The 19,930-nt window shown below is 68.5% G+C and carries 16 protein-coding genes and 2 pseudogenes; 9 read left to right on the forward strand and 9 right to left on the reverse strand.

What is annotated here, in order from left to right; genetic code table 11:
- Positions 1–12: 12 nt before the first annotated feature.
- The 4 genes and pseudogenes from IE198_RS27000 to IE198_RS35585 all read right to left on the reverse strand — a co-directional run.
- Positions 13–402, reverse strand: a pseudogene (locus IE198_RS27000) (DUF6114 domain-containing protein); the annotation flags it as partial.
- A 95-nt stretch (positions 403–497) separates the two neighbouring features.
- Entirely contained in the window at positions 498–1,103 is a 606-nt protein-coding gene (locus tag IE198_RS27005) for a DUF6230 family protein (protein WP_189891099.1), read from the reverse strand.
- 659 nt (positions 1,104–1,762) lie between these two features.
- Positions 1,763–2,314: a hypothetical protein gene (locus IE198_RS27010; protein WP_229834373.1), complete on the reverse strand. Its 552-nt coding sequence runs from the start codon at positions 2,312–2,314 to the stop codon at positions 1,763–1,765.
- 474 nt (positions 2,315–2,788) lie between these two features.
- Positions 2,789–3,022, reverse strand: a pseudogene (locus tag IE198_RS35585) (IS5/IS1182 family transposase); the annotation flags it as partial.
- 163 nt (positions 3,023–3,185) lie between these two features.
- Here IE198_RS35585 and IE198_RS36180 point away from each other — a divergent pair.
- A complete protein-coding gene (locus tag IE198_RS36180; RefSeq protein ID WP_268246503.1) occupies positions 3,186–7,793 on the forward strand; it encodes a DNRLRE domain-containing protein in 4,608 nt (1,535 codons plus the stop codon).
- Between the two features lies 1 nt (position 7,794).
- A complete protein-coding gene (locus IE198_RS27025; protein WP_189891104.1) occupies positions 7,795–8,244 on the forward strand; it encodes a hypothetical protein in 450 nt (149 codons plus the stop codon).
- Here the strand turns inward: IE198_RS27025 and IE198_RS36420 are convergent.
- Positions 8,210–8,467 carry a DUF1272 domain-containing protein gene (locus IE198_RS36420; protein WP_308426862.1) on the reverse strand — a complete coding sequence of 86 codons (258 nt, stop codon included), beginning with the start codon at positions 8,465–8,467 and terminating at the stop codon, positions 8,210–8,212. The two genes, IE198_RS27025 and IE198_RS36420, sit on opposite strands and share 35 nt — an antisense overlap.
- Positions 8,468–9,598: 1,131 nt before the next feature.
- Between IE198_RS36420 and IE198_RS27035 the strand changes: the two genes are divergently transcribed.
- The 3 genes from IE198_RS27035 (at position 9,599) to IE198_RS27045 (ending at position 11,677) form a co-directional block, all read left to right on the forward strand.
- Positions 9,599–10,423: an alpha/beta fold hydrolase gene (locus IE198_RS27035; protein ID WP_189891106.1), complete on the forward strand. Its 825-nt coding sequence runs from the start codon at positions 9,599–9,601 to the stop codon at positions 10,421–10,423.
- Between the two features lie 352 nt (positions 10,424–10,775).
- The gene (locus IE198_RS27040; protein WP_229834375.1) at positions 10,776–10,934 is read left to right on the forward strand and encodes a hypothetical protein; all 159 of its coding nucleotides are present in this window, start codon (positions 10,776–10,778) and stop codon (positions 10,932–10,934) included.
- 152 nt (positions 10,935–11,086) lie between these two features.
- Positions 11,087–11,677, forward strand: a complete 591-nt coding sequence (locus IE198_RS27045; RefSeq protein ID WP_189891108.1) for a hypothetical protein — start codon at positions 11,087–11,089, stop codon at positions 11,675–11,677.
- Positions 11,678–12,344: 667 nt separating this feature from the next.
- On the opposite strand, the gene IE198_RS27050 is transcribed toward IE198_RS27045, so the two are convergent.
- From IE198_RS27050 to IE198_RS27060, 3 genes are all read right to left on the reverse strand, one after another.
- Positions 12,345–13,028 (reverse strand): hypothetical protein, encoded by a 684-nt coding sequence (locus IE198_RS27050; RefSeq protein WP_189891110.1) that lies wholly within the window; start codon positions 13,026–13,028, stop codon positions 12,345–12,347.
- 185 nt (positions 13,029–13,213) lie between these two features.
- The gene (locus tag IE198_RS27055; protein WP_189891112.1) at positions 13,214–14,227 is read right to left on the reverse strand and encodes an RNA polymerase sigma factor; all 1,014 of its coding nucleotides are present in this window, start codon (positions 14,225–14,227) and stop codon (positions 13,214–13,216) included.
- Positions 14,220–14,450: a hypothetical protein gene (locus tag IE198_RS27060; protein ID WP_189891114.1), complete on the reverse strand. Its 231-nt coding sequence runs from the start codon at positions 14,448–14,450 to the stop codon at positions 14,220–14,222. The genes IE198_RS27055 and IE198_RS27060 overlap by 8 nt, the downstream gene beginning before the upstream one ends.
- A gap of 786 nt (positions 14,451–15,236) precedes the next feature.
- Between IE198_RS27060 and IE198_RS27065 the strand changes: the two genes are divergently transcribed.
- From IE198_RS27065 to IE198_RS27075, 3 genes are read left to right on the forward strand one after another with little or no spacing between them, the layout of a single operon-like run.
- Positions 15,237–15,683, forward strand: coding sequence for a hypothetical protein (locus IE198_RS27065; protein WP_189891116.1), 447 nt, complete (start codon positions 15,237–15,239; stop codon positions 15,681–15,683).
- Positions 15,684–15,727: 44 nt separating this feature from the next.
- Complete coding sequence (locus IE198_RS27070) at positions 15,728–18,010, forward strand: hypothetical protein (RefSeq protein ID WP_189891118.1); 2,283 nt, start codon at positions 15,728–15,730, stop codon at positions 18,008–18,010.
- On the forward strand, positions 18,007–18,693 hold the full coding sequence (locus IE198_RS27075; RefSeq protein ID WP_189891120.1) for a hypothetical protein: 687 nt from the start codon (positions 18,007–18,009) through the stop codon (positions 18,691–18,693). Before IE198_RS27070 ends, IE198_RS27075 begins: the two co-directional genes overlap by 4 nt.
- A gap of 43 nt (positions 18,694–18,736) precedes the next feature.
- Here the strand turns inward: IE198_RS27075 and IE198_RS27080 are convergent, their stop codons facing one another.
- Entirely contained in the window at positions 18,737–18,922 is a 186-nt protein-coding gene (locus IE198_RS27080; protein ID WP_189891122.1) for a hypothetical protein, read from the reverse strand.
- A 705-nt stretch (positions 18,923–19,627) separates the two neighbouring features.
- Here IE198_RS27080 and IE198_RS27085 point away from each other — a divergent pair.
- The coding region (locus IE198_RS27085) for an IS5 family transposase (RefSeq protein ID WP_189891145.1) at positions 19,628–19,930 on the forward strand (303 nt) is incomplete at its 3' end.

The following is a 19,930-nucleotide window of genomic DNA, read 5'->3' on the forward strand; positions in this document are numbered from 1 at the left end:
AGTTCAGGCGGTCGGGGCGGACCGGCCAGGTGTCCAGGCGATGGACAGGGTTCCGCCGAGCAGTGCTAGCAGGAGGCCGATGAGGAGTCCGCCGAGGTTGGACATCGGGATGGACAGCAGGGCGAGCACGGTGGCCGCCACGCCGGCGAACACCCGCAAGTGTGACTGGAACCACATGATCATACCGAGTGCGACGAGGAGTACGCCGATGACCAGTGAGCCGGATCCTGCGGTGGTGGCGATCCGGATGGCGAGAGTGTCCAGGGTGAGTGCTGCGTACGGCAAATACACGATCGGCACCCCGCCCAGCATCGTAAGGAGCCCGCCCCAGAACGGCCTGCTCCCGCGCCAGTCGCCGAAGCGTTGCCGGAAGGCCGTGAGCAGATGATGGCCACGTTTCAGGACATCGGAGTCGATGGAATGCGCCCCGGGAGAGCGTCTCTTACGGAGGGGATGGAAAAGCGCCCGGAAGCAGAGCTTCCTCGTCGTCCCTTCCTTCAGAAGCATTCGTTGACACCCTTGTAGATTCTCGTACTGCTGCCAATGGTCTTGGTGACCCTGGCGCTCGTCGCCACCACGATCGACCTTGAATCAGTGACCACGGACGAGTCGGACTCCTGCGCCGCGCTTGTGGGGGAGACGTTGTCCCCAGGCCTGACGCCGGGCCCCTTCGTGGCGACCCCGACGGCGATGCCGGTTCTGGAGTTCTTGGTTGTGACGGTGCCTTGATGCGCCTGGATCACATCCGAGTACGAGTCCTGTGACGTGACCCTTTCTGCGGTCACCCTGACGGTCACCTTGCCGATCAGCGGAATGCGCTGAACCGTGGACTGGCAGACGCCGTAGGACGTCGAGTGCGCTGCACCGGCTACTGTGACAGGGACGACCTTTCCGTCGTACCGCTTGTCGAATGCACCGTACTGGATCGCCCCGGTGACTTCGATGCGGTCGGCGGTCACTTTGAATTTCTGGTTGGAGATGAGGAACGACGCGGCAAGCGCACCCTGGGCTACGGCAACCAGCAGTGCCGCACTGGCGGCGAGGCTCGGCAGCATGAGGATGGAGAACAGCTTCCATCTGGTCCTACCGCGTGTTCTGAACAACGCTCCTCCTTCTTACCGTCGCATTGCTCAGGGACGACACCGACGACTTGGCGAACCGCGGGCCGCGCCGAGATCCCGATGTTCCGGCTGCTTTTGCACCTTGTTCGGGGAGTCGTGACCCGAGTGCCTGAAGGCAGGGACAGCCGAGGAAGGGAACCTGTTCTCCATGGAGCACCTTCCGGCCGACCCTGTGCGAGACGGTGATCAACCACCATTGCAAGATACCTGTTGATGCCCCTTGAACCATTGCTGAATGGCCGCCGATCGGGTGGTGGCGCGTCTGGGACCGTGTTTCGAGATCTGACGTGTCGCTGGGCTGGTGTGGTCGTTGAACTTGTTGTGAGCGGGGCTGGGGGTGGGTATCCGTCGGACCTGACGGACGAGCAGGGGCTCTGCTGGAGTCGTTGCTTCCGTCGGAGCGGATGGGACCGAAGTGTGCCGTCGATCTCCACTGCCAACGGGGCAATCGCGATGTCGGCGAACCACCAGCCGGGCAGCCAATTCAGCCGCTCGTCCAGGAACTGCTGCGCGGCTGCCACCACCGGCGCCTTCGTGGGACGGTCGGCGACCGTTTCAGCATGCGTACCTGCCGGCCCGGGGCCGACTCACCCGAAGTGGACCAGTAACGCGGTCTCGGCCTCGACCCCTCGGCCAGACCTCTACTGGACCGGACCAGCAACCGTTTCGATGGGCAGGGGCGGCCACTTCGGCTCCTTCAGGGTAAGGCCTGCCAGCTCTTCCGGTGGTTCGGCACCGTCCTGAACGGTCGTGACGTAGGCCCTTGCTTCCTGCAAGCTCAGCCGCGGGGCCTGCTTGCGCAGGTGGCTCATCGCGGCCACGACGCCGGCGGAGTGGACGAGCGCGCGAACGGTGGAGGCCAGTGGATCAGGCTGCCTGATGCCCTTTGTCTGCAGGAGGTACTGCTCCTCCCAGCCCTCTTCCTCCCACCAGAGGGCGGTCACGTAGTGGATGCTCCCGTCGTGCCGGTCCACCAGGTAGTGGCCGCCGACGAAGCTGCCGCGCACGTCACGGGCGTGGGCCTGCTCCGCCGAGCGCCAGAAGACGAGCCAGCCGACCGCGCGTTCCTGCACGTGGTAGATGTCAGGCGTGAAGGCAGGCCCGCTCCATGGCCGCGTCGGCAGCTCTGTGGCCAGGAAGGACTCGACGAGATCGACGGCGCGTTCCTTGGAGATCACGATCTCATCATTCACCACAGGTCAACCGCTTTTCGGCATGCCGGCGCCGTCCCCACCGAGAGCTCAAATGCGCCTTGAGGCACCTTCCGCTTACCTGGTTGTCTGCCGGAGAGGTCGCTTCGTGAAAGCGCGAGGCCGGCGCCCAGGTCGTGTGTCCCCCTCGCTGCCCCCGCAGACGCCCATCACTGTCGCGCTCACGGTCCACGGACAGCGCAGCGCCTTCTACGGTCCGCGGTCAGTGGCGAAGTGGAGCGGGTCACAGGCTCCGGCCCGCACGAGCACAACAGCGCGCTCTACATCTCCGTCGCCCTCGGACAGCTCGTTGCCGGTGGCGAGTTGAGCGAAGCCGACGTCACCGGCTGGTTCTCGCGGCCGCGCGCCAAGTCGGCCAGGGCGAGCGCGAGGCACAGGGAGCCATCGCCTCCGCACACGGGCCGGAGCGCAACGCCCTCCGGACGGTCGCCGCATGAGCACTGGGACGCCGTCCCAGTTGGTGCAGCGGCGGTAGCGGATGAGGCTGCCGGCGATGCGGACGAAGGCGAGGAAGTGCTCGGCCTTGCGCTCGTAGCGGCGGTGCAGGCGGCGGCATCCGTTGAGCCGGCACATGCTCCGTTCAACGACCCAGCGATGCCGGCCCAGGCGGTTGGAAGGTTCGATGCCGCGGGGGGCGATGCGGGGCGCGATCCGGCGGCGGCGCAGCCAGTTGCGCGGATGGTCGAAGTCGAGCAGGACGACCAAAACGACGGTCGCGAGGTCTCCGAACGATCGGTCAACTGTGGCCGTCGGAACCGGAACAATGCATTCCCTTTGTTGGTGTGACATGCGCAGGCCTAAGCTCAGCCGATCTTCAGCCAAGATGACTGGAAGGAACCCTGTGCACCCCTCCGTGTCGACCGACCCTGCCCTGGGCGGGCGAAGACCCCGTCGGAAGCAACGAGCCCTGGCGGCGGCCCTGCTGGCCGCTCTCGTGTGCGCCCCTCTGCCGCTGCTCAGTGAGCCCGCCTTCGCAGAGGACGCCGGCCCGTCCGCCGATGCCCCGGCGGTGCAGCAGACGCCCCGGGCACGGACCGAGATCGTGTCCGAACGCACCGAGTCGACCACCACCTGGGCCAACGCCGACGGAACGACCACCGTCGAGGCGTACACCGGCCCGATCCGGGTCAAGCAGCCGGACGGCAGCTGGCGCCCGATCGACACCACACTCGTGGTCGAGAACGGTGTGGTGCGGCCGAAGACGGCCGCCGCCGACATCACCTTCTCCGGCGGCGGTTCGAGCCGGCCGCTGGCCGAGGTCTCCCGCGGCAGCCGGACGCTCGGCCTCGAATGGTCCGGCGAGCTGCCCGAGCCGCGACTGGACGGCCCGACCGCCGTCTACCCCGACGCCGTCGAGGGCGGCGACCTCGTGGTGACCGCCCTCAAGGAAGGCTTCTCCCACTCCGTCGTCCTGCACGAGCGCCCCGACGGCCCGGTCAGCTACCGGCTGCCCGTCTCGGCCGACGGGCTGACCCTGCACGAGACCGCCGACGAACGGCTGCGCTGGAGCGACAACAGGGGCCGTACGGTGGCAACCGCACCGCTGCCGGTCATGTGGGGATCGGGGGAGGAGCGCGTCTCCGGTGAGCCCGAGGACCTCGCAGCCATCGACGTCACCGTCGAGCGGGACGCGGACACCGGCGACCAGGTCCTGGTCCTGGAGCCCGACGCGGAGTTCCTCGCCGACCCGGACCTGGAGTACCCGGTCACCATCGATCCGACCGACTCGCTGCTCGGCCCGGTGACCGACACGTGGGTCCAGTACGACGACTACCTCACCTCGCAGCGCGGTTCGACCGAGCTGAAGGCCGGCACCTACAACGGCACCGAGAAGGCCCGCTCGTACCTGAAGTTCGACGTGGCGAAGTACGCCGGCAAGCACGTCCTCGACACCGACCTGCGCCTGTACTCGTACTACTCGTCCACGTGCAGCACCACCAACTCCGGCAACCAGATACGCCGTATCACCTCGGCCTGGGACCCGTCGGCCATCACCTGGGCCGAGCAGCCGACGACCACCTCGACCGGCGCCGTGACCTCCACCGCGGCCAAGGGCTACACCTCCAGCTGCCCTGCGGGCCACGTCTCCTGGGACATCGACGGGATCGTCCAGGCCTGGGCCGACGGCCAGCCGAACCACGGCGTGCGGATCGCGGCCGTCGACGAGACGGACCCGCTGACCTGGCGCCGCTACCACTCGGCGAACCAGACGGACGGCTCGCACAACGCCGCCTACGAGCCCTCGCTGACGGTCACCTACAACTCCAAGCCCGGTACCGCGACGGCCGTCTCGCCGCTGTCCGGCACCTACACCTCGGACGCCACCCCCACCCTGTCCGCCAAGGCCACCGACGCCGACGCCCAGGCCGTCACGCTGACCTTCGAGGTCTGGGCGGCGAACGGGACCGCGGCCCTGCAGTCCGGCACGTCCGCCTCCGTGGCCTCCGGTGCGGTGGCGACCCACACGTCCGGCACCCTGGCGCCGGGCGACTACAAGTGGCGGGCCAGGGCGTCGGACGGCACCGACACCGGGGCCTGGTCGGCGTGGCAGACGTTCACCGTCGACACCACCGTCCCGTCCGCCCCGGCCATCACCTCCACCAGCCACCCCTCCGCGTCGGCCTGGTACAACGCCACCACCTTCACGGGCACGCTCGCCGCGACGGACACCTCCGGCGTGACCGGATACGCCGTCAAGCTCGACCAGAGCCCGACGACCGCCGCCGGAACCACCGTCACGCAGACGACGGCCGACGTGAACTCGTCCGGGCGCACCGACGGCACCTGGTGGGTGCACGCGGCCGCCCAGGACAAGGCGGGGCTGTGGTCCCCGACCCAGCACCGCGGATTCAACGTCGACACCACCGCACCGGGTGCGCCCGGCGGCCTGGTCTCCTCCACGCACCCCGTGACGACCAGCGCGTACGCCAACCGCACTGCGGCCTTCAGCTGGTCGGCGCCCACGGACCTTTCCGGTGTCGCCGGTTACGTGGTCACCGTGGACCGCGTCGCGGACACCCTGCCGGCCACCACCGGCACCGTGCAGACGTCGACGAAGTTCACGACCACCGTCGACGCGGACGGCACCTGGTACCTGCACGTGCGGGCCAAGGACCAGGCGGGCAACTGGTCGTCCACCGCCGCGCATCTGCCGTTCCGGGTCGACATGACGCTGCCGCCGAGCCCAGTGATCAGCTCGTCCACGCACCCGGACCAGACGGGCGCGTACAAGAGCGGCTCCTTCAGCGCGACCTGGACCGCGCCCTCCGGCGCCTCCGCCGGATACAGCATCGTCGTCGACGGCACCGCCGACACCGTGCCCGACAGCACGGCCGAGACGACCGGCACCTCGTACACGACGACCCGCACCGAGGGCACCTGGTACCTGCATGTGCGCGGCATCGACGGCAACGGCACGGGCGGGGCAACCTCCCACTACCGCTTCACCGTCGACACCACCGCGCCCGGCGCCCCGGCCGTGACCTCCACGGCCTACCCGTCGGACGCGTGGGCCGGCGGCGCGCAGGAGACCGGGACGTTCACGCTGACGCCCGACGGCACCGACACCCGGAGCCTGACGTACACGGTCGACGGCGGCACCGCGCAGACCGTCACCACCACCGGCGGGCCGGTGGAGCTGCCGATCACCCCCGCCACCGAGGGCAGCCACCAGCTCGTCGTCACCGCGACGGACCGGGCCGGCAACCTCTCGGCCGCGACCGAACGCGCCTTCCACGTCGGACGGGCGGCCGTGACCGCGCCCGCCAACGGCGAGGTGCTCGTCGGCTCGGTCGACCTCGCGGTCAGCGCCCCGGCCTCGCTGACGGACGTCACCTTCCTCCAGCGGGCATCGGTGGCCGACCCGTGGGAAATCATCCCTGCCTCCCAGGTCACCCGCGCCGACGGCACCGCCGTGACGTGGCCGGTGCCGCTCACCGGCGGTGGGGCGCCGAAGCTGCTGTGGGACACCTCGTCCCTGTCCGGCAGCGGCGGACTGCAGATCGGCGCCCGCTTCGGCGGCGCCCACTCACCGCCCGCGGCCGAACCGGTCTCGGCGATCGTCGACCGTGTCGAGGTCATCGAGGGCGGCCTGGGCGACGACATGCAGGAGTCGGAACCCGCCCAGGCGTACGCCCTGGATCAGGCCGCGGCCCGCGCGGCGGAGGCCCCCGACGCCTTCGCCCCGCCCTACGTCGACCCGGCGACGGGTGAACTGGTCGCGCCGGTCGTCGAGTCGGCCTCGGCCGACGCGGCGTCCGCCCCGATCCAGGTGACTCAGGCCCCGGCCGACGAGGGCAGCGGACTGCCCGCAGCGGACACGGAGGACGGCACCAAGCCCGACACCGAGCCCAACGAGGCGGAGACTCCGGCGCCGCCCGCCGACGGGTCCGTGGAGACCACCGGCGAAGGGTCGTTCGCGATGCCGGAGGACGCCACGGAGACCACTCCCGCCCCCGCCGGGCCGACCGTCACCGAGCAGGTCGCCCCGCGCACCGAAGTCGTGGAGCACAGCGTTACCGCGCTGGAGTCCGTGCGCGACGAGGTCCTCCAGCTGTCGGAGGCGGAACTGCCCGGCGTGAGCGGACTGCACGTCGCGTTCGTGGACGCCGCGGAGAACCGTGTCGTCGTGGAGACAGAGGCGGCCGCCCCGGAGCTGGTCACGGCCCTGGGCGAGCGGTACGGCACCGACACCGTCGCCGTGAGCCTCACCCCCGGTGCCGACGTGGTGGAACCCCTGGCGGACCGCCAGAACGACACCTCGCCCTACTACGGCGGGTCGCGCATCAAGTCGTACCTGACAACCAGCTCGACGGTCTGGTGCACGGCGGGCTTCGCCTGGCGGTACGACGGCAAGTGGTACATGGTGACCGCGGGCCACTGCACCACCGGCAACGGGGCCATCACGAACCCCAGCGGAAGCGACTACATCGGCCCCGTCGTCCGGGACAACTGGAAGAACGGGTACGGCTCCGTGAAGCTCTCCGGCCAGAGCTACTACTCGGGTGACCTGTCGCTGTACCGGGTCAACAGCGACAGCGCCGCGACGCCCCGGATCTACAAGGGCGGCAAATGGTCCAGCTCGTCGCGGCTCGTCCACGGTTACTGGGGGCGCTGGGCGCAGAGCGGTGACAAGGTCTGCACGGGCGGCATGATGACCGGCGAGTTGTGCGGATGGACGGTGACCGCGACCCAGGCGACCATCAACTACTCCGGCGGAACCACCGCCAAGAACATGGTCGTCGCCAAGAAGACGTCCGGAGCCTGCACCATCAAGGGCGACTCCGGCGCCCCGGTGTACACCGTCGACAGCAGCGGACAGGCCTACGCCAAGGGCATCCTCTCCGGCGGCGGTGGTGGCGGAAGCGACAACAGCGGTGGGTACTTCGACCCCTGCTGGCTGTACTTCACCGACATCGGGCTGGCCAACAGCGCCTTCCCCGGCACGGTAGCGTCGTACTGACATGCGCCGCGCCCTTCTCACACCGCTGATGGCGGCGGCCCTGACCGGATGCTCGTTCCTCGGCCAGGACACGTCGTGCACCCAGGCCGACGCGGATTCGCAGGTCACCGCCGTGTGGCGGCCCGCCGACTTCGGCGGCCGGGACGCGGCGAGGATCCGGCTGTGCGTGGACGCCACCTGCGCGGAGCGGACATCGGGCAGCCCCGACGACCCGTTCGCCTCGCTGTCGGTCCGACTCCCCGACGACATCGGTGCGTCCACCGTGCCGGTGCGGCTCACCGTGACGTCCGCGAAGAGCGGTGACACGGTCGTCGAGGACAGCACCCGGGCGAGGCTGACGGAGCAGCACCCCAACGGCACGTCCTGCCCGCCCACCACTTGGACGGCGACGTTCCGTGCCCACCCCGACAAGGGACTCACCTCACCCGAGGGCTTGAAGCTCCAGGGGTGAGCGCCCGCCCTGCACAAGCGCCCGTTCCCGCCGGCAAGGGGGGAACGGGCGCTTCGCGCATGTGCCCTGACGACTCATCAGGCAATCGCCGTCCGGCGCGGCCTGGCCACCGGCTCCCGCCGCAGCTCGGGCAGACGACCGCCGTGGCCTCGGTGCACGGCACGCAGAAGTTGCACTCGTAGGAACAGATGCGAGCCGGGGCGACGTGCGGCAGTCCCGCCATCGTGCAGCGCTCGCAGGTCGCGCATCTCCAGGGCCATGTCCCACTCCTCGTCTCGCGATGGCCGGTCCTCGCGTCGACCGGTGCCCACAGCACCTGGGTGGCGGCGGTGCCCGAAAACACCGGATCGAGTGCGAGCACTGGGGGAGTCGGCGTGCTTGATCGGCCGCCCTGGGACGGTCGCCCGCCGCGCGGCCTCCGGGGTCAGCCCCTCTGTCGGGGGATCGTGCTCGATCCGGTCGGCGTCCGGGTGCTCTCCTTCACCCGGGAGCAGTTCGGCCTGCCGCTCGGTCACGACGTCGCCCGCCACGAGTCCGAGCGCGGCCAGGCCCCGGCCCCTCCAGCGCCCGGCCGGGACACCGGCCTCCTCTGGGCAGCGCGCATCGATTTCCCCGCCGGTCGGCGGCCGTCGCCGACCATGATCCCGTGGAGGTCGCGTGATGTGCGTTCGTCGGGTGACCCGAGCTGCTCCGGCTGGCTGTGCGTGGTGTCGCCCGGAAGCGAGGCCCCATGCCGCTCCGGCCGGTGACCGGCCGAGTCGAAGATCCGCTGGCGCGGGGTGCCGGCCGGGCCCCCGGCGGTGCCGGGGATGGACCTGCGAGCAAGGGGTGCGGCTCGGATGGTGACCGGGATCATGGGGTGGGGGAAATTGCCCGTTTTGGGTGTCGCGCTCTCGTCTGTCCAAGCCAGGTCGTGGCCCGCCCATGGTGAGACGGGCAGAGGCGGGCCGTTCTCCGGGAGGGGTCGACCGGCATCGCGTCGCTGGGAGATTCCGCCCGCATGTTTCGCGCGCCGTTGCGGGCCGGCCATCTGGCGGCGGTCGATGCCGGGACTGGTCGACCGTCCCGTGAGGCAGGCCTGCGCGGGGTGCAGATCTTCGTGGTGGATATGCAGGAAAGGGTCCTGCCGTGAGAACCCCAGAGGGTTGACACCCGAGTAACATCGGCGCAAAATCGCCGCACCGAACGACATTGTCGAACGGTGTTCGGGTTTCTAATCCCTCAGGGAGCCCACCCGCTGCCCCGGCGAACGGACGCGATCAGCACCGTCCTCCAGAGGCAGCCGGACACCGCCGCCGAGCCACCGCAGTCACGACCTGTGGGTCTCGCTTCCGTTCGCCTCAGAAGGACACCCATGTCGAAACTGCGCCCGATCCTTGCCGCCGCCGCTTTCGCGGTCGCCGCTACCGTCGCCCACCCCCTTCCGTCCGCCGTTGCCGACACCACCGACGTCTCGCCGCCCGGCGCCAATGACTGGTCGTGCAAGCCCAGCACCGACCATCCCGACCCGGTCGTGCTCGTGCACGGAACGTTCGAGACCATGGCCAAGAATTGGCCGACGCTCAGCCCCAGGCTCAAGAGCGCGGGCTACTGCGTCTTCGCGCTGAATTACGGCGGCAACGCCATGGGACCCATCGCCGAGTCGGCGAAGGAGCTCGAGTCGTTCGTCGGCGCGGTGCTCGGGGCCACCGGTGCACGCAAAGTCGACCTCGTCGGACACAGCCAGGGTGGGATGATGCCCCGCTACTACATCAAGAACCTCGGCGGCGCGACGAGGGTCGACGACCTGGTCGGTATCGTTCCCTCCAACCACGGCACACAGGGCCCGATCCCGCTGCCTGCCGGGTCCGAGAACAGCGCCTGCCCGGCATGCGACGAGCAGCAGGCCGGGTCGCCGTTCCTGACCGACCTGAACGCCAAGGACGAGACGCCCGCAGGCCCCGCCTACACCGTTGTCACCACCAGGTACGACGAGGTTGTCACGCCGTACACCAGTGCCTTCCTGGACGGATCCGCCCGCGAGGTCACCAATGTGACCCTCCAGGACGCCTGCCCGCTGAACACCATCGAGCACGACCAGGCGCCCAATGACCCGGTGGTCCACCAGTGGGTCCTGCACGCGCTGGAGCGCACCGGTCCGGCCGACCCGGCCTTCCTGCCCTCCTGCCTCCTCGCCTGAAGGCCGCCGCCTGCCGCACGGGGTCCGCGGCACGAGTCCGGAGCAGCGCATCCATGCCCGTCAGCCGGGGGACCGGTCACCGGCCCCGGGATCGGTATCTTGTCGTGGTCCTCGTCCGACATGCCGTCCGCTTGCGACGGGGGCCCGGAGAGCGAGGGCGGCCGTCCGCGAGTAGTTGCTGCGCGCGTCCTGCCCGCTCTCAACACGTGTCACGAGGGGCTCGCGAAGTGCCGCGTCGGCCGGCCATCGCGTGGTTCCCAGCTGCCCACCTTCGACACCCATGCCGCGTACGCAAGGCGAGTCATGCCTGGAGCCCCGCCCCAGGCGTGACCCTGTGATTCGGGGTAGGCACATGACCGTTGACTTCCCGGATGGCCTGACCACTCCTGCACTGGTCGTCGACATCGATGTGCTGGAACGCAACATCGCGCGGATGGGAGAGGCGGCCAGATCCACCGGCTTCGCCCTGCGCCCGCACGCCAAGACCCTCCTGGAAGTTCTGGGACGGTGAAGCGGCCGGGGTGGAGTATGGTTTTCGCCGGGTCGACCGGGTCCCGGCGGTTCCCATGCAGGAGGGCCCGGGTGGTGCACCCCGGTTGGGACGTCCCCCACATCGCGCTGGACCCCACATCATGCTGGACCCACCGTACCGAGGATCAGCTTTTGACTCCGCACTCCCTGGCGTTCTACGTGGACGTCGTCACCACCGGCACCTTGCTCGGCGTGGGCCCCACGGATTCTCCCGATCACGTCACCAAGGTCCTTGGGTCGGACTTCAGTGAGAACACCTTCGGCGACCGCAGCATGTGCCGCGACTACGGCCTCGCCGAGTTCTACTGGGACCGCGTTTCCGCCGCCGACCCCTGGTCGGGTCACCACTTCACCCTGCAGGTGCACCGGCTCGCGTACCGGGACCGCACCCTGGTCAACGACGCGCTTCGCGCCCGGTACGGGCGGTTCACTCCCAGGCTTCGGTTCGAAAAGCTGCAACGCCTACTGGTGCGGCGCGGCGTCCCCCTGTTGGAGATCCCGGAAATCCCGGCGAACGCCCCGTATTTCCGTACATTCTGGCAGCCCGATTCCCATGTGGCCGTCTCCGTCATAGGCACCTACGGCGAGTACAGCACGCCGGACAATCTGCAGGTCGGAGACGTGTACAGCGTCCAGACCCCGATGGCTGCCGAGGAAGTCGAGTGGCGGAGGGCGCGGGTCCGTCCTGGACTTCATCATCCGGTCGTCCGTCGCCGTCGCTGAGCACGCGGCCAAGGAAATGCCGACCGACCCCCGGGCATGGCGGCGCGGCGTCCCCCAGGTTGCCCTCAGCAGTGCAGCGTGAACGACGCTTCCCCGTGGGATCCGCCGTTGACCTGGAACTGATCGGCCAGATACTCGGCTTCGGCCTGGGCGGAGCACTACTGATCATCCTGACGCCGAGAACGACACTGTTCATCAATGCCGCAACGTTCGACCTTTCCATCACGATGGTGCTGGCGTTCGTCCGACCGAGAGCTGCAGGGGCCAGCAGCACGGAACACGGATCGGACATTGTCCGCGAGACAGCCCGCGGAAACCGGGCACTCCTCAACGACCCAGTCCTGCGCCGCCTTCTGCTGCTTCAGTGGGTACCAACTGCCCTCATCGTTCTGCCGGAAGGACTCGCCGCGCCCTACGCCGCAGAGCTCGGAGGAGGGCCTGAGAGCGTAGGACTCCTCTTGGCTTTCCCGGCAGCCGGCACGGTGATCGGTGAGGCGGCAGTTGCCCGATTCTTGGGACCGGAGGAACGAGGCCGATGGGTCCCGGCCCTGATTCTCCTTGCAGGGGCCTCTTGCTCCTCTTCGCCTTCGCCCCTCCCCTCCCCGTGGCTCTGACTCTGTTGCTCGTCGACCGCCGTTGGCCCGGTGAGGACCTTGCTTGCCGCTCGTCAGAGGATCGCGCGCTTGACTGCCGCGCGGAAGATGTCCCCTGTGGTGACCACTTGCTGTTGCAGTTCAGCCTTGTTGAGAACCTCGTCGGCGGACGGCCGTCTGGCGAAGCCGGCGCAGAGCAGGTCCAGCAGTGTGGCACCGCCGCGCCGCTGGGCTTCTTGCCTCATGACCTCCTGGCCATCACTGCACAGGTCGTGCCACGCGCGCAGGGCTTCCACGGCCGGCGCGCTCGTCCAGTACGTCGCACGCACCAGCTGCTCGCCCAACGAAAAGGGCAGACGCACGGCCATGCGGGCGTCGAATGCCGTGGCTTCGTCGCCGAACTGCCGGTAGTGCCGGGGCCCTGTGCCGACCCGGCGACCCGGGGCCCGGGCGTCTTCGGCAGGGACGGGCTCGTACTCCTCGGTCATCTTCCGGCGCTTCAGTTCCGCGCGGACCTCGCGGCTCACCACAAGGTCGCGGGTGCCGGCGAGCTTTCCGCGCTCGCGCAGCTCCGCGAACTCGGTTCTGATCCTGGCACGCGCCTGGCTGAGAGCAGAGCCTCGCAGCGACCGTACGCCTGCTCGCCGGCGAGCCTGCTCGAGCCATTCCCGCTCCTTGGCCCGGCCATCGGCTACGAGCTTGTCCAGCATGGCCAAGTCGTCCGACTCCAGCGCGACGACGAAGGGCTTGAGCGACATGACATGAGTCTAGCTAGATAAACAGGGAGCCTTGTCCCTCATCGACCGCAGGCCGATCACGCAGCGCCGCAGGGCCCTCGCCGGTAGGTCAATTAAGCTAGATAAATATGAAGGCGCAGGTAGGAAGGCTTTCACCAGGGAAGGGGAGTTGAGCGGCGTCCTGCATGACAGCGTTCTGAGAATTTCTAGCGGCCGGACTTCGCGCCCGGTTCGAAGACGATCGTGTTCCCCTGCTCCTCGACGGGCCGAATGCCGCTGACCGGCGAGCCGGGTTCGAGCTCGATGTAGAGGGGGACGAAACCCGTGTGGTCCGCCAAGTCGGGGTCCACGCGCCCTACCCGGAGGGTGCTGGTGCTGATCCACTTCTCGGGCATGTCGAGCCGGGCTGCATAGTCAGCGGGAGTCGGTGTGCGGCCTCCTGCTTGTTTCTTCACCTCGTGGGTGACCTCGATCATCCGGTTGAGAGCGTCGGTGCGCCGGTCGACGCCACGTTGCATCCTGCCGAACGCCCACTCCAGGGCAAAGAAGACGGCAGCGCCTGTGGCGATGGCCAGCAGCGGCACCAACAGCCAGTCACGCACGTCGCCGAGGGTCGTCCCGGGCTCTGCGGCCGCGACACGAATGGACTCGTTCGCGACGCACCATCCCCCCCAGAGAATGGCGGCAGCAACATTGGTGCCGATCGCTGTCATGAGCACCTTGGTGGCTCTGCTGATGTGCTGGGCGACCGTTCCCCTGTGCAGATTGGTGAGTTGAGCGAGTTCTTGGTGCGAGTAACCGGCGCCTTTGGCCAGGAGAACCAGCCGCCGCTGCTGTGGGGACATGCTGCGCAGCGCCTCTTCGGCGTCCAGTCGACCATCGACATCGTCGACCTCTGACACCCAGAGGACTTTGTGGCGTTCTGCTTCGTGTCCGGTAGCGTCGATGGGGTTGGCCACCCCCCGGCGTCGTTTCTCGTCGCGAACCCGCCTCTTGATGACCTGGTGAAGGTAAGCCCCCAAGTCCCTGATGGGCTCCTTCTTGTGGTTGACAAGCGCGGTCACGATGGCGTCCTGGACAAGGTCCTCAGCACTGATGCGCGAGGGAGGAATGTTCTCGTCGCGCAGGCACTTGTGCGTGAACCTCACAAGAGCCTTGCCCTTCCTGTCGTAAAGGGCCTCGACGACGTCGGCGAACGAGGTCTCGTCAGACTCAGCCACTCTTCTTCCCCCGCTCCCGGCCCCTCTTGGCGCCGTTGATGGTCGCCTCGGCACGTGCCCGCATGATCTCCGCCTTGCCCGTTGCCTCCGCCTTCCTGGCCCTCCCCTTCGCCTGGATCAGTTCTGCCTTTCCCCGGACCGTGTTGCGGTAGGCCACACTCTTGATCAGTTTCTTGAGGCTGGAGGCCAGCAACCCGAGCAGCACTGCCGCGATGAGCTCCATCGTCAGATCCCTTCAGTTTGTCCTCGGCCGGCGTTCAGCCGGGGCTCTTCAGACAAGAAGGGGCGGTGCCGGCGCCGTTGCATGACAGCGCAGTTCGTTCTCTTCAGCGCGGTCACCAACAGACTCAGCGCCCACTCCGAGGGCCTGTGGAACCGGCGACACTGCAGTGGCTGGACGACACCCTCGCGGCCGTGCCCGACCGGCCGGCGTTCGTCGCGCTCCACCCCCCGCCCGTTGGCGCTCGGCGTTCCGTTCACCGACCGGATCGCGCTGCGAAGGCCGCAGGGCTTCGCCGAGGTGCCGGCGCCACGGCCACGTCGCCGCGGTGCTCTTCGAGCACGCCCACATGGCCGCCGCCACGGTCTTCGCCGGCCTGCCGCTGCTCTGCGCGCCGGGGGACCGCGTCGACCGCGCTGCTGCCGTGGGAGCCGGGTCCCGAGGCGCCCTGGGCGGTGTCCGTCTCTCCGCCGTCCCTCACGTCCCAACCTGTACGAGGAGGGCCGGCTCACCAAGCATGTGCGCCCGATGTGACGCGTCCCAGCTGTGACGGGCAAGCCGCATTTCCGGCTGCGCCGGTGTCTCCCGCGTCCGAGGCCGGCCGGGTGTTTCCCGGCCGTCAGGACGAACACCGGCTCCCCGCGGCCGGGCCGATTGTGGGATCTTCGTGAATGTCTCTGGCGCGGTGCCGCCCACTGGCCCTTTGCGCTCGGCAATTGACCTACGGTGGGCCCAGCACGGTCATGTAGCGACACAACAGATCATTGGGCGACACCGCGGGGGCCAACCATGGCATGGGATGAGTGGGAGCAGGCCAAGGCCGCGTCCCCGGCGTCACATTCGGCGCACACACGGCTCAATCAGCTGGCCGCATCCGGCTCCGGTTCGGGTGCCGACCTGACCGTTTATGACGATGTGCTGGGCAAGCTGGGCGACATGGCCCGCTCGCTGCACGGGCAGCTGGCGACCGACGGCGACCACGCCCGCGTCGCCACCTTCGAGGCGTCCAACGACCTCTTCAACAGCGGTCTCGACATGGGTGCCGGTCTTCTCGAGGTGCACGACGCCTGGAACACCAAGCTCCGCACCCTCAGGGAAGCCTGCGGACACATCTCCAACCACCTCGACCACTCGCGCTCCACGCACGGGGCGGAGGAGAAGAAGATCGTGTTGGGTATGCAGGACGCCGGAGGCAAGACGATGACCGTGTCGCGCATCTACGACCAGTTCAAGTAGATCCGCAGCACACGACGAGGGCAACGGGGAATCGGGAACACGACATGGTGACATGCCAGCAACTGCAGGACCTGAATTTCAGCAAGCTGAACACCGCTGTCACGCAGTGGAAGCAGATGCTGGACAAACTTGTCCTTCTCGCCGACGGGGGCGACGGTGGCATCAACGCGGCCGACTTCGAGCGCAAGGCCAACGCCGCGGACTGGAAGGGCGACAACGCCACCGTCACCAAGGAGTTCACCACCACGACAGCCCGCCAGTTCGACGACATGGTCACAGAGGCCCGCAGTATCCACAAGATCCTTCAGGAAGCCGCCACGAACCTGAAGAAGAACCAGGACGACCTGAAGGCCGCCATCGACAAGTGGGCCAAGCAGTGGATCTACATCGACGCCAAGGGCACCGCGATGTACTCCGGTCCGCCGCGTGAGGTCGAGGGCGGCCCCAAGGAACAGCCGAGCCAGGAAGTCGTCGACAGCGCGGCCGCCGAGATCGCAAAGATCCTGGAGGCGGCGAACGAGACCGACCGGATCGCCGCGCGGGCGCTGCGCAAGCACGCCCAGAGCAAGTACGACTTCGACGAGAAGGGCTACAGCGGGCTCAAGGACGCCGACCGCCAGCAGGGCATCGAGGACGCCGACGCGATGGTCGAACTCGCGGGCAAGGGCGACCAGTTGACCGACGCGGAGCTGAAGCGGTTCAACGAGATCGCGAAGTACCACCGCGACAATCCGGCCTTCGCCGAGCGGTTCGCGACCAAGCTGACCGCCGACGGCACACTCGAGTTCTGGCGCAGCATCGCCGACCCCGGCCAGGGACGCACGCCCGAACCGGGCAGCGACCGCGCGAAGATACTTGCCAAGGTCCAGGACAACCTCGGCATCACACTCGCCAACGCCAGCCGGTCCGATTCCCGTGAGATGCAGCAGTGGAAGGACCGGATGATCGAACTGGGCGACGACCACATCAAGTCCAGCAGCGGCATCCCCAGCGCCCCGTACGGCTTCAAGGTCCTCGGACCTTTGATGACCGAAGGAAAGTGGGACACCGACTTCCTCAACAGGTACGGCACCCGGCTGCTCGAGTTCGAGCGCAAGTCGGACGACCCCGTACTGGGCGGCCCGGACCAGCTCTGGAACAGCCACTGGGACCCGGCGCAGCTCTCCTACCCGCCCGGCGCCACCAAGCCGGAGAGCGACCCGGTCGCCGACCTGATGGAAGCACTCGGCCACAACCCCGAGGCGTCCCTGGAGTTCTTCAGCGGATCGTCCGGCAAGGGCGACGACGCGATGAGCAACTGGGACTACCTCGTCGAGAAGGGTGGGGAAGGCGCACGAGAGTGGCCGACCGACGAGGACGGCAAGACGACGGGATTCAAGAACCTCGGTCACGCCCTGGAAGCGGGGACGCTCGGGTACGCGTACGACGACAAGACCCCGTCGATCCCGCCCCTCGACAGCGCGGACGCCATCGCCGCCCGCGAAGAGCGCACCCTCCTCATGGACCGGGTCGTGGACCACTACACGTCGGCCGACGTGATCGACAAGCAGGACGGCATCCGCGACAGCCTGGCCAACATGGCGGCCGGCCACATCGACAGCCTCAACTACTCCATGGCCGACTGGGGCGGCACCGGAGCAGCCTCGGGCAGGGACGCTCTGTACAACTCCGAGGAGCAGCACCTGCGTGACTTCGGTGAGACGGGCAGCAAGAACTTCCTGCGGGCCCTGGCCTCCGACGAGGGCTCGTACGAGACCGTCGCCACCGCCCAGCAGGTCTTCGGGACGAGTTCGATGGCCGCCCAGGGCAACCAGTCGGACGCGCTGGACGCCGGGGTGAACAGCGCGAGGATGCACGGTCTGCTGGACCAGGCCCGGGCCGAGGCGATAGGCAAGGAGTTCGCCGACGACAAGGACCAGCGCAACCTCGAGCTCGAGAAGCAGGGCGAGTGGCGCAAGTTCGCGGCCGAGGCCGCGGTCGGCGTGGGCGTCGGCGCGGCCACCGCGCTGATCGTGCCCACCGGCCCGCTGGCAATGGTCGCCGTCCCGCTGGCCATCGAGACGGTCGGCGGGGCCATCAACACCCAGGTCTCCACGGACACCATGCAGTGGCTGAAGGACCACGAGTTCGACAACTTCGACGATTCGGTCGCCGGCATCGACAAGGCCAAGTACGACGGAAGCAGAAACGCCATGACACCTCTCCTGAACTACGCCGAGGCGCAGGGAATGAGTGATGACGACATCCGGAAACTGGCCGAGCGTGCCGAGGGCCGGTACAACGACGGCGGTCGGCTCGGCGGCACCGAAGCCGCGCGGGGGTGGTGACCCTGCGACGGCAACTCACGCCGGCCGCCCTGGCGGTTGTTCTGCTCGGGGCGGGTGCCTGCACCGCCGACGAGGACGGCAACAAGGAGGACCCACCCCCGGCCACCGCCGTCGGTTCCGCCTGCGACGCGCTTCTGGGCGACGCCGGGATGGCGTGGCTGAAGGACCGCACGGGCGGCGAGTCCCGTCCGGAAGCCGGCGACGATCTGAAGAAGGCGCGCTCGCTGTTCCACCGGCAGGTGGAGAACTGGGGCCCCGACGAGAGCGGAGCCCGTACGTTCCTCAGGGCGGACCTCTGCCGGACAACCGGCGGCGCCGGGCGGTTCGAGGTGCGGTACGGGCCCTCCTACTTCCCCTTCGACGAGCCCTTCGACAAGGCGTCGGACGTCAGCCCCGCGCAGACCGTGACCGAGGTCAACTCCGACGTCAGGCTGGTCCATGGGGAGGACGCCGACGGAGCGACGCGCTACCGCGTGTACGTGCGCTGCAAAATTGCCGGCACACCCGCGCAGCAGGAGAGCGAGGTACCGATCGAGGGACTGATGACGGACACGCTCACCGGTGACACCGACGCCCGGGTGCATCTCACCCATCTGCTGCACTCCGCCAAGGTGGTGGCGGACGCCTTCGAGTGTGTGAACAAGCCGGTGGTGCCCGGGGAGCCGCCTGCCTCGCCGACGTAGCGAAGCCGGGGGCCTCTTGCCGGGCGGACGGCGTGCTGGCGGGTCAGAGGTCGAACTCGACGTGTACCGCGTCGCTGTACTCCACCAGGACCCCGGTGGCGCGGCCGCGGCCGTCCTGAATGTAGAGCTCCTGGAGGCCCTCGGCGGCGATGCCGTCGGTGGTGGCGGCCCGTTTCTCGGCCTGGGCGCGGATCCGGGGCTGCCACCGCTCGGTCACCTCGTGCTCCACGTGTGCTGCGAGGTCCTTGCGGGGCTCGGTGCCCGTATCGGGACGTCGACCTCGCAGTACGGGTGGGTCATGACGTCCATCTCCTCTCGTGCTTGCGGTGATGACGCACCACGGCGACCGCCCCGGCCCGGCGCGGTGCCAGAGTCCTTGTCGTCCATCGTCAGGACTTCGACGGTGGCCTTGCGGACCTTCATCAGTGGGTTCGTCTTGTAGACGGAGCGGCGCCCTGCCGGATGTCGTCGCTCTCGATGACCAGTCGGGACGGGTCGTCGATGCCGAAGGCGGACCGGATCGCCGTGTGCGGCAAGCGGATTTCCTTGCCGGGCGGGGAGGCGACCAGGAGCGCGATCCGGTGTGGTTCCGCCCGCCAGTCGATCAGGTTGACGCCGGGGGCGGCTGCTCACCCGGCGTCCGCTTCCAGTTCCCGCGGCTCGCGGCCGGCGGTTTTCTCGGGGTCGTCGTCCTGGCCGTCGACCCCGTCGCCGTGGACGGTGCAGACGATGTCCGGGTCGCTGTCCGTGGCTCCGGTCAGTGCCTTCGGCAGGTCGATGACCGAGTAGACCGGCGCCCACGCCTGGCCGGTGCACTCCGTGTTGAAGGGGCACGGCAGCAGGGCGTCGAATGGATCTTCCTTACAGACCCCCTAGGTTCTGTCCGGCGGATCACTGATTGAGTGGTGTCGTCCTCGTGGACGTTTCCATGGACATGGGACGAGGCGATCTGACGAATACGGAGTGGACTCGTCTGAAGCCGCATCTGCCCGCGACGGGGCAGCGGGGCGGGCGTTGGACGAGCCACCGCAAGGTGATCAACGGGGTTCTCTTCCGCCTGCGGACGGGTGTTCCGTGGCGGGATCTGCCGCCGCGGTTCGGCAGTTGGAAGACTGTCTACGAGCGGCACAGACGCTGGTCGGCGGACGGCACCTGGGACAGGATCCTCCGGGCCGTGCAGACCGACGCCGACGCGGACGGCCGGATCGACTGGAGCATGGTGAGCGTGGACTCGACC

The sequence above is a fragment of the Streptomyces xantholiticus genome (assembly GCF_014651015.1).
Taxonomy (GTDB): Bacteria; Actinomycetota; Actinomycetes; order Streptomycetales; family Streptomycetaceae; genus Streptomyces; species Streptomyces xantholiticus.

What these genes read in the sequence shown, in the direction of transcription:
- IE198_RS27035 (WP_189891106.1), top strand. Translation starts at nt 9,599, where the DNA reads ATGTCGAAACTGCGCCCGATCCTTGCCGCCGCCGCTTTCGCGGTCGCC.
- IE198_RS27040 (WP_229834375.1), top strand. Translation starts at nt 10,776, where the DNA reads ATGACCGTTGACTTCCCGGATGGCCTGACCACTCCTGCACTGGTCGTC.
- IE198_RS27065 (WP_189891116.1), top strand. Translation starts at nt 15,237, where the DNA reads ATGGCATGGGATGAGTGGGAGCAGGCCAAGGCCGCGTCCCCGGCGTCA.
- IE198_RS27070 (WP_189891118.1), top strand. Translation starts at nt 15,728, where the DNA reads ATGGTGACATGCCAGCAACTGCAGGACCTGAATTTCAGCAAGCTGAAC.
- IE198_RS27050 (WP_189891110.1), bottom strand. Translation starts at nt 13,028, where the DNA reads ATGTCGCTCAAGCCCTTCGTCGTCGCGCTGGAGTCGGACGACTTGGCC.
- IE198_RS27025 (WP_189891104.1), top strand. Translation starts at nt 7,795, where the DNA reads ATGCGCCGCGCCCTTCTCACACCGCTGATGGCGGCGGCCCTGACCGGA.
- IE198_RS27060 (WP_189891114.1), bottom strand. Translation starts at nt 14,450, where the DNA reads ATGGAGCTCATCGCGGCAGTGCTGCTCGGGTTGCTGGCCTCCAGCCTC.
- IE198_RS36420 (WP_308426862.1), bottom strand. Translation starts at nt 8,467, where the DNA reads ATGGCGGGACTGCCGCACGTCGCCCCGGCTCGCATCTGTTCCTACGAG.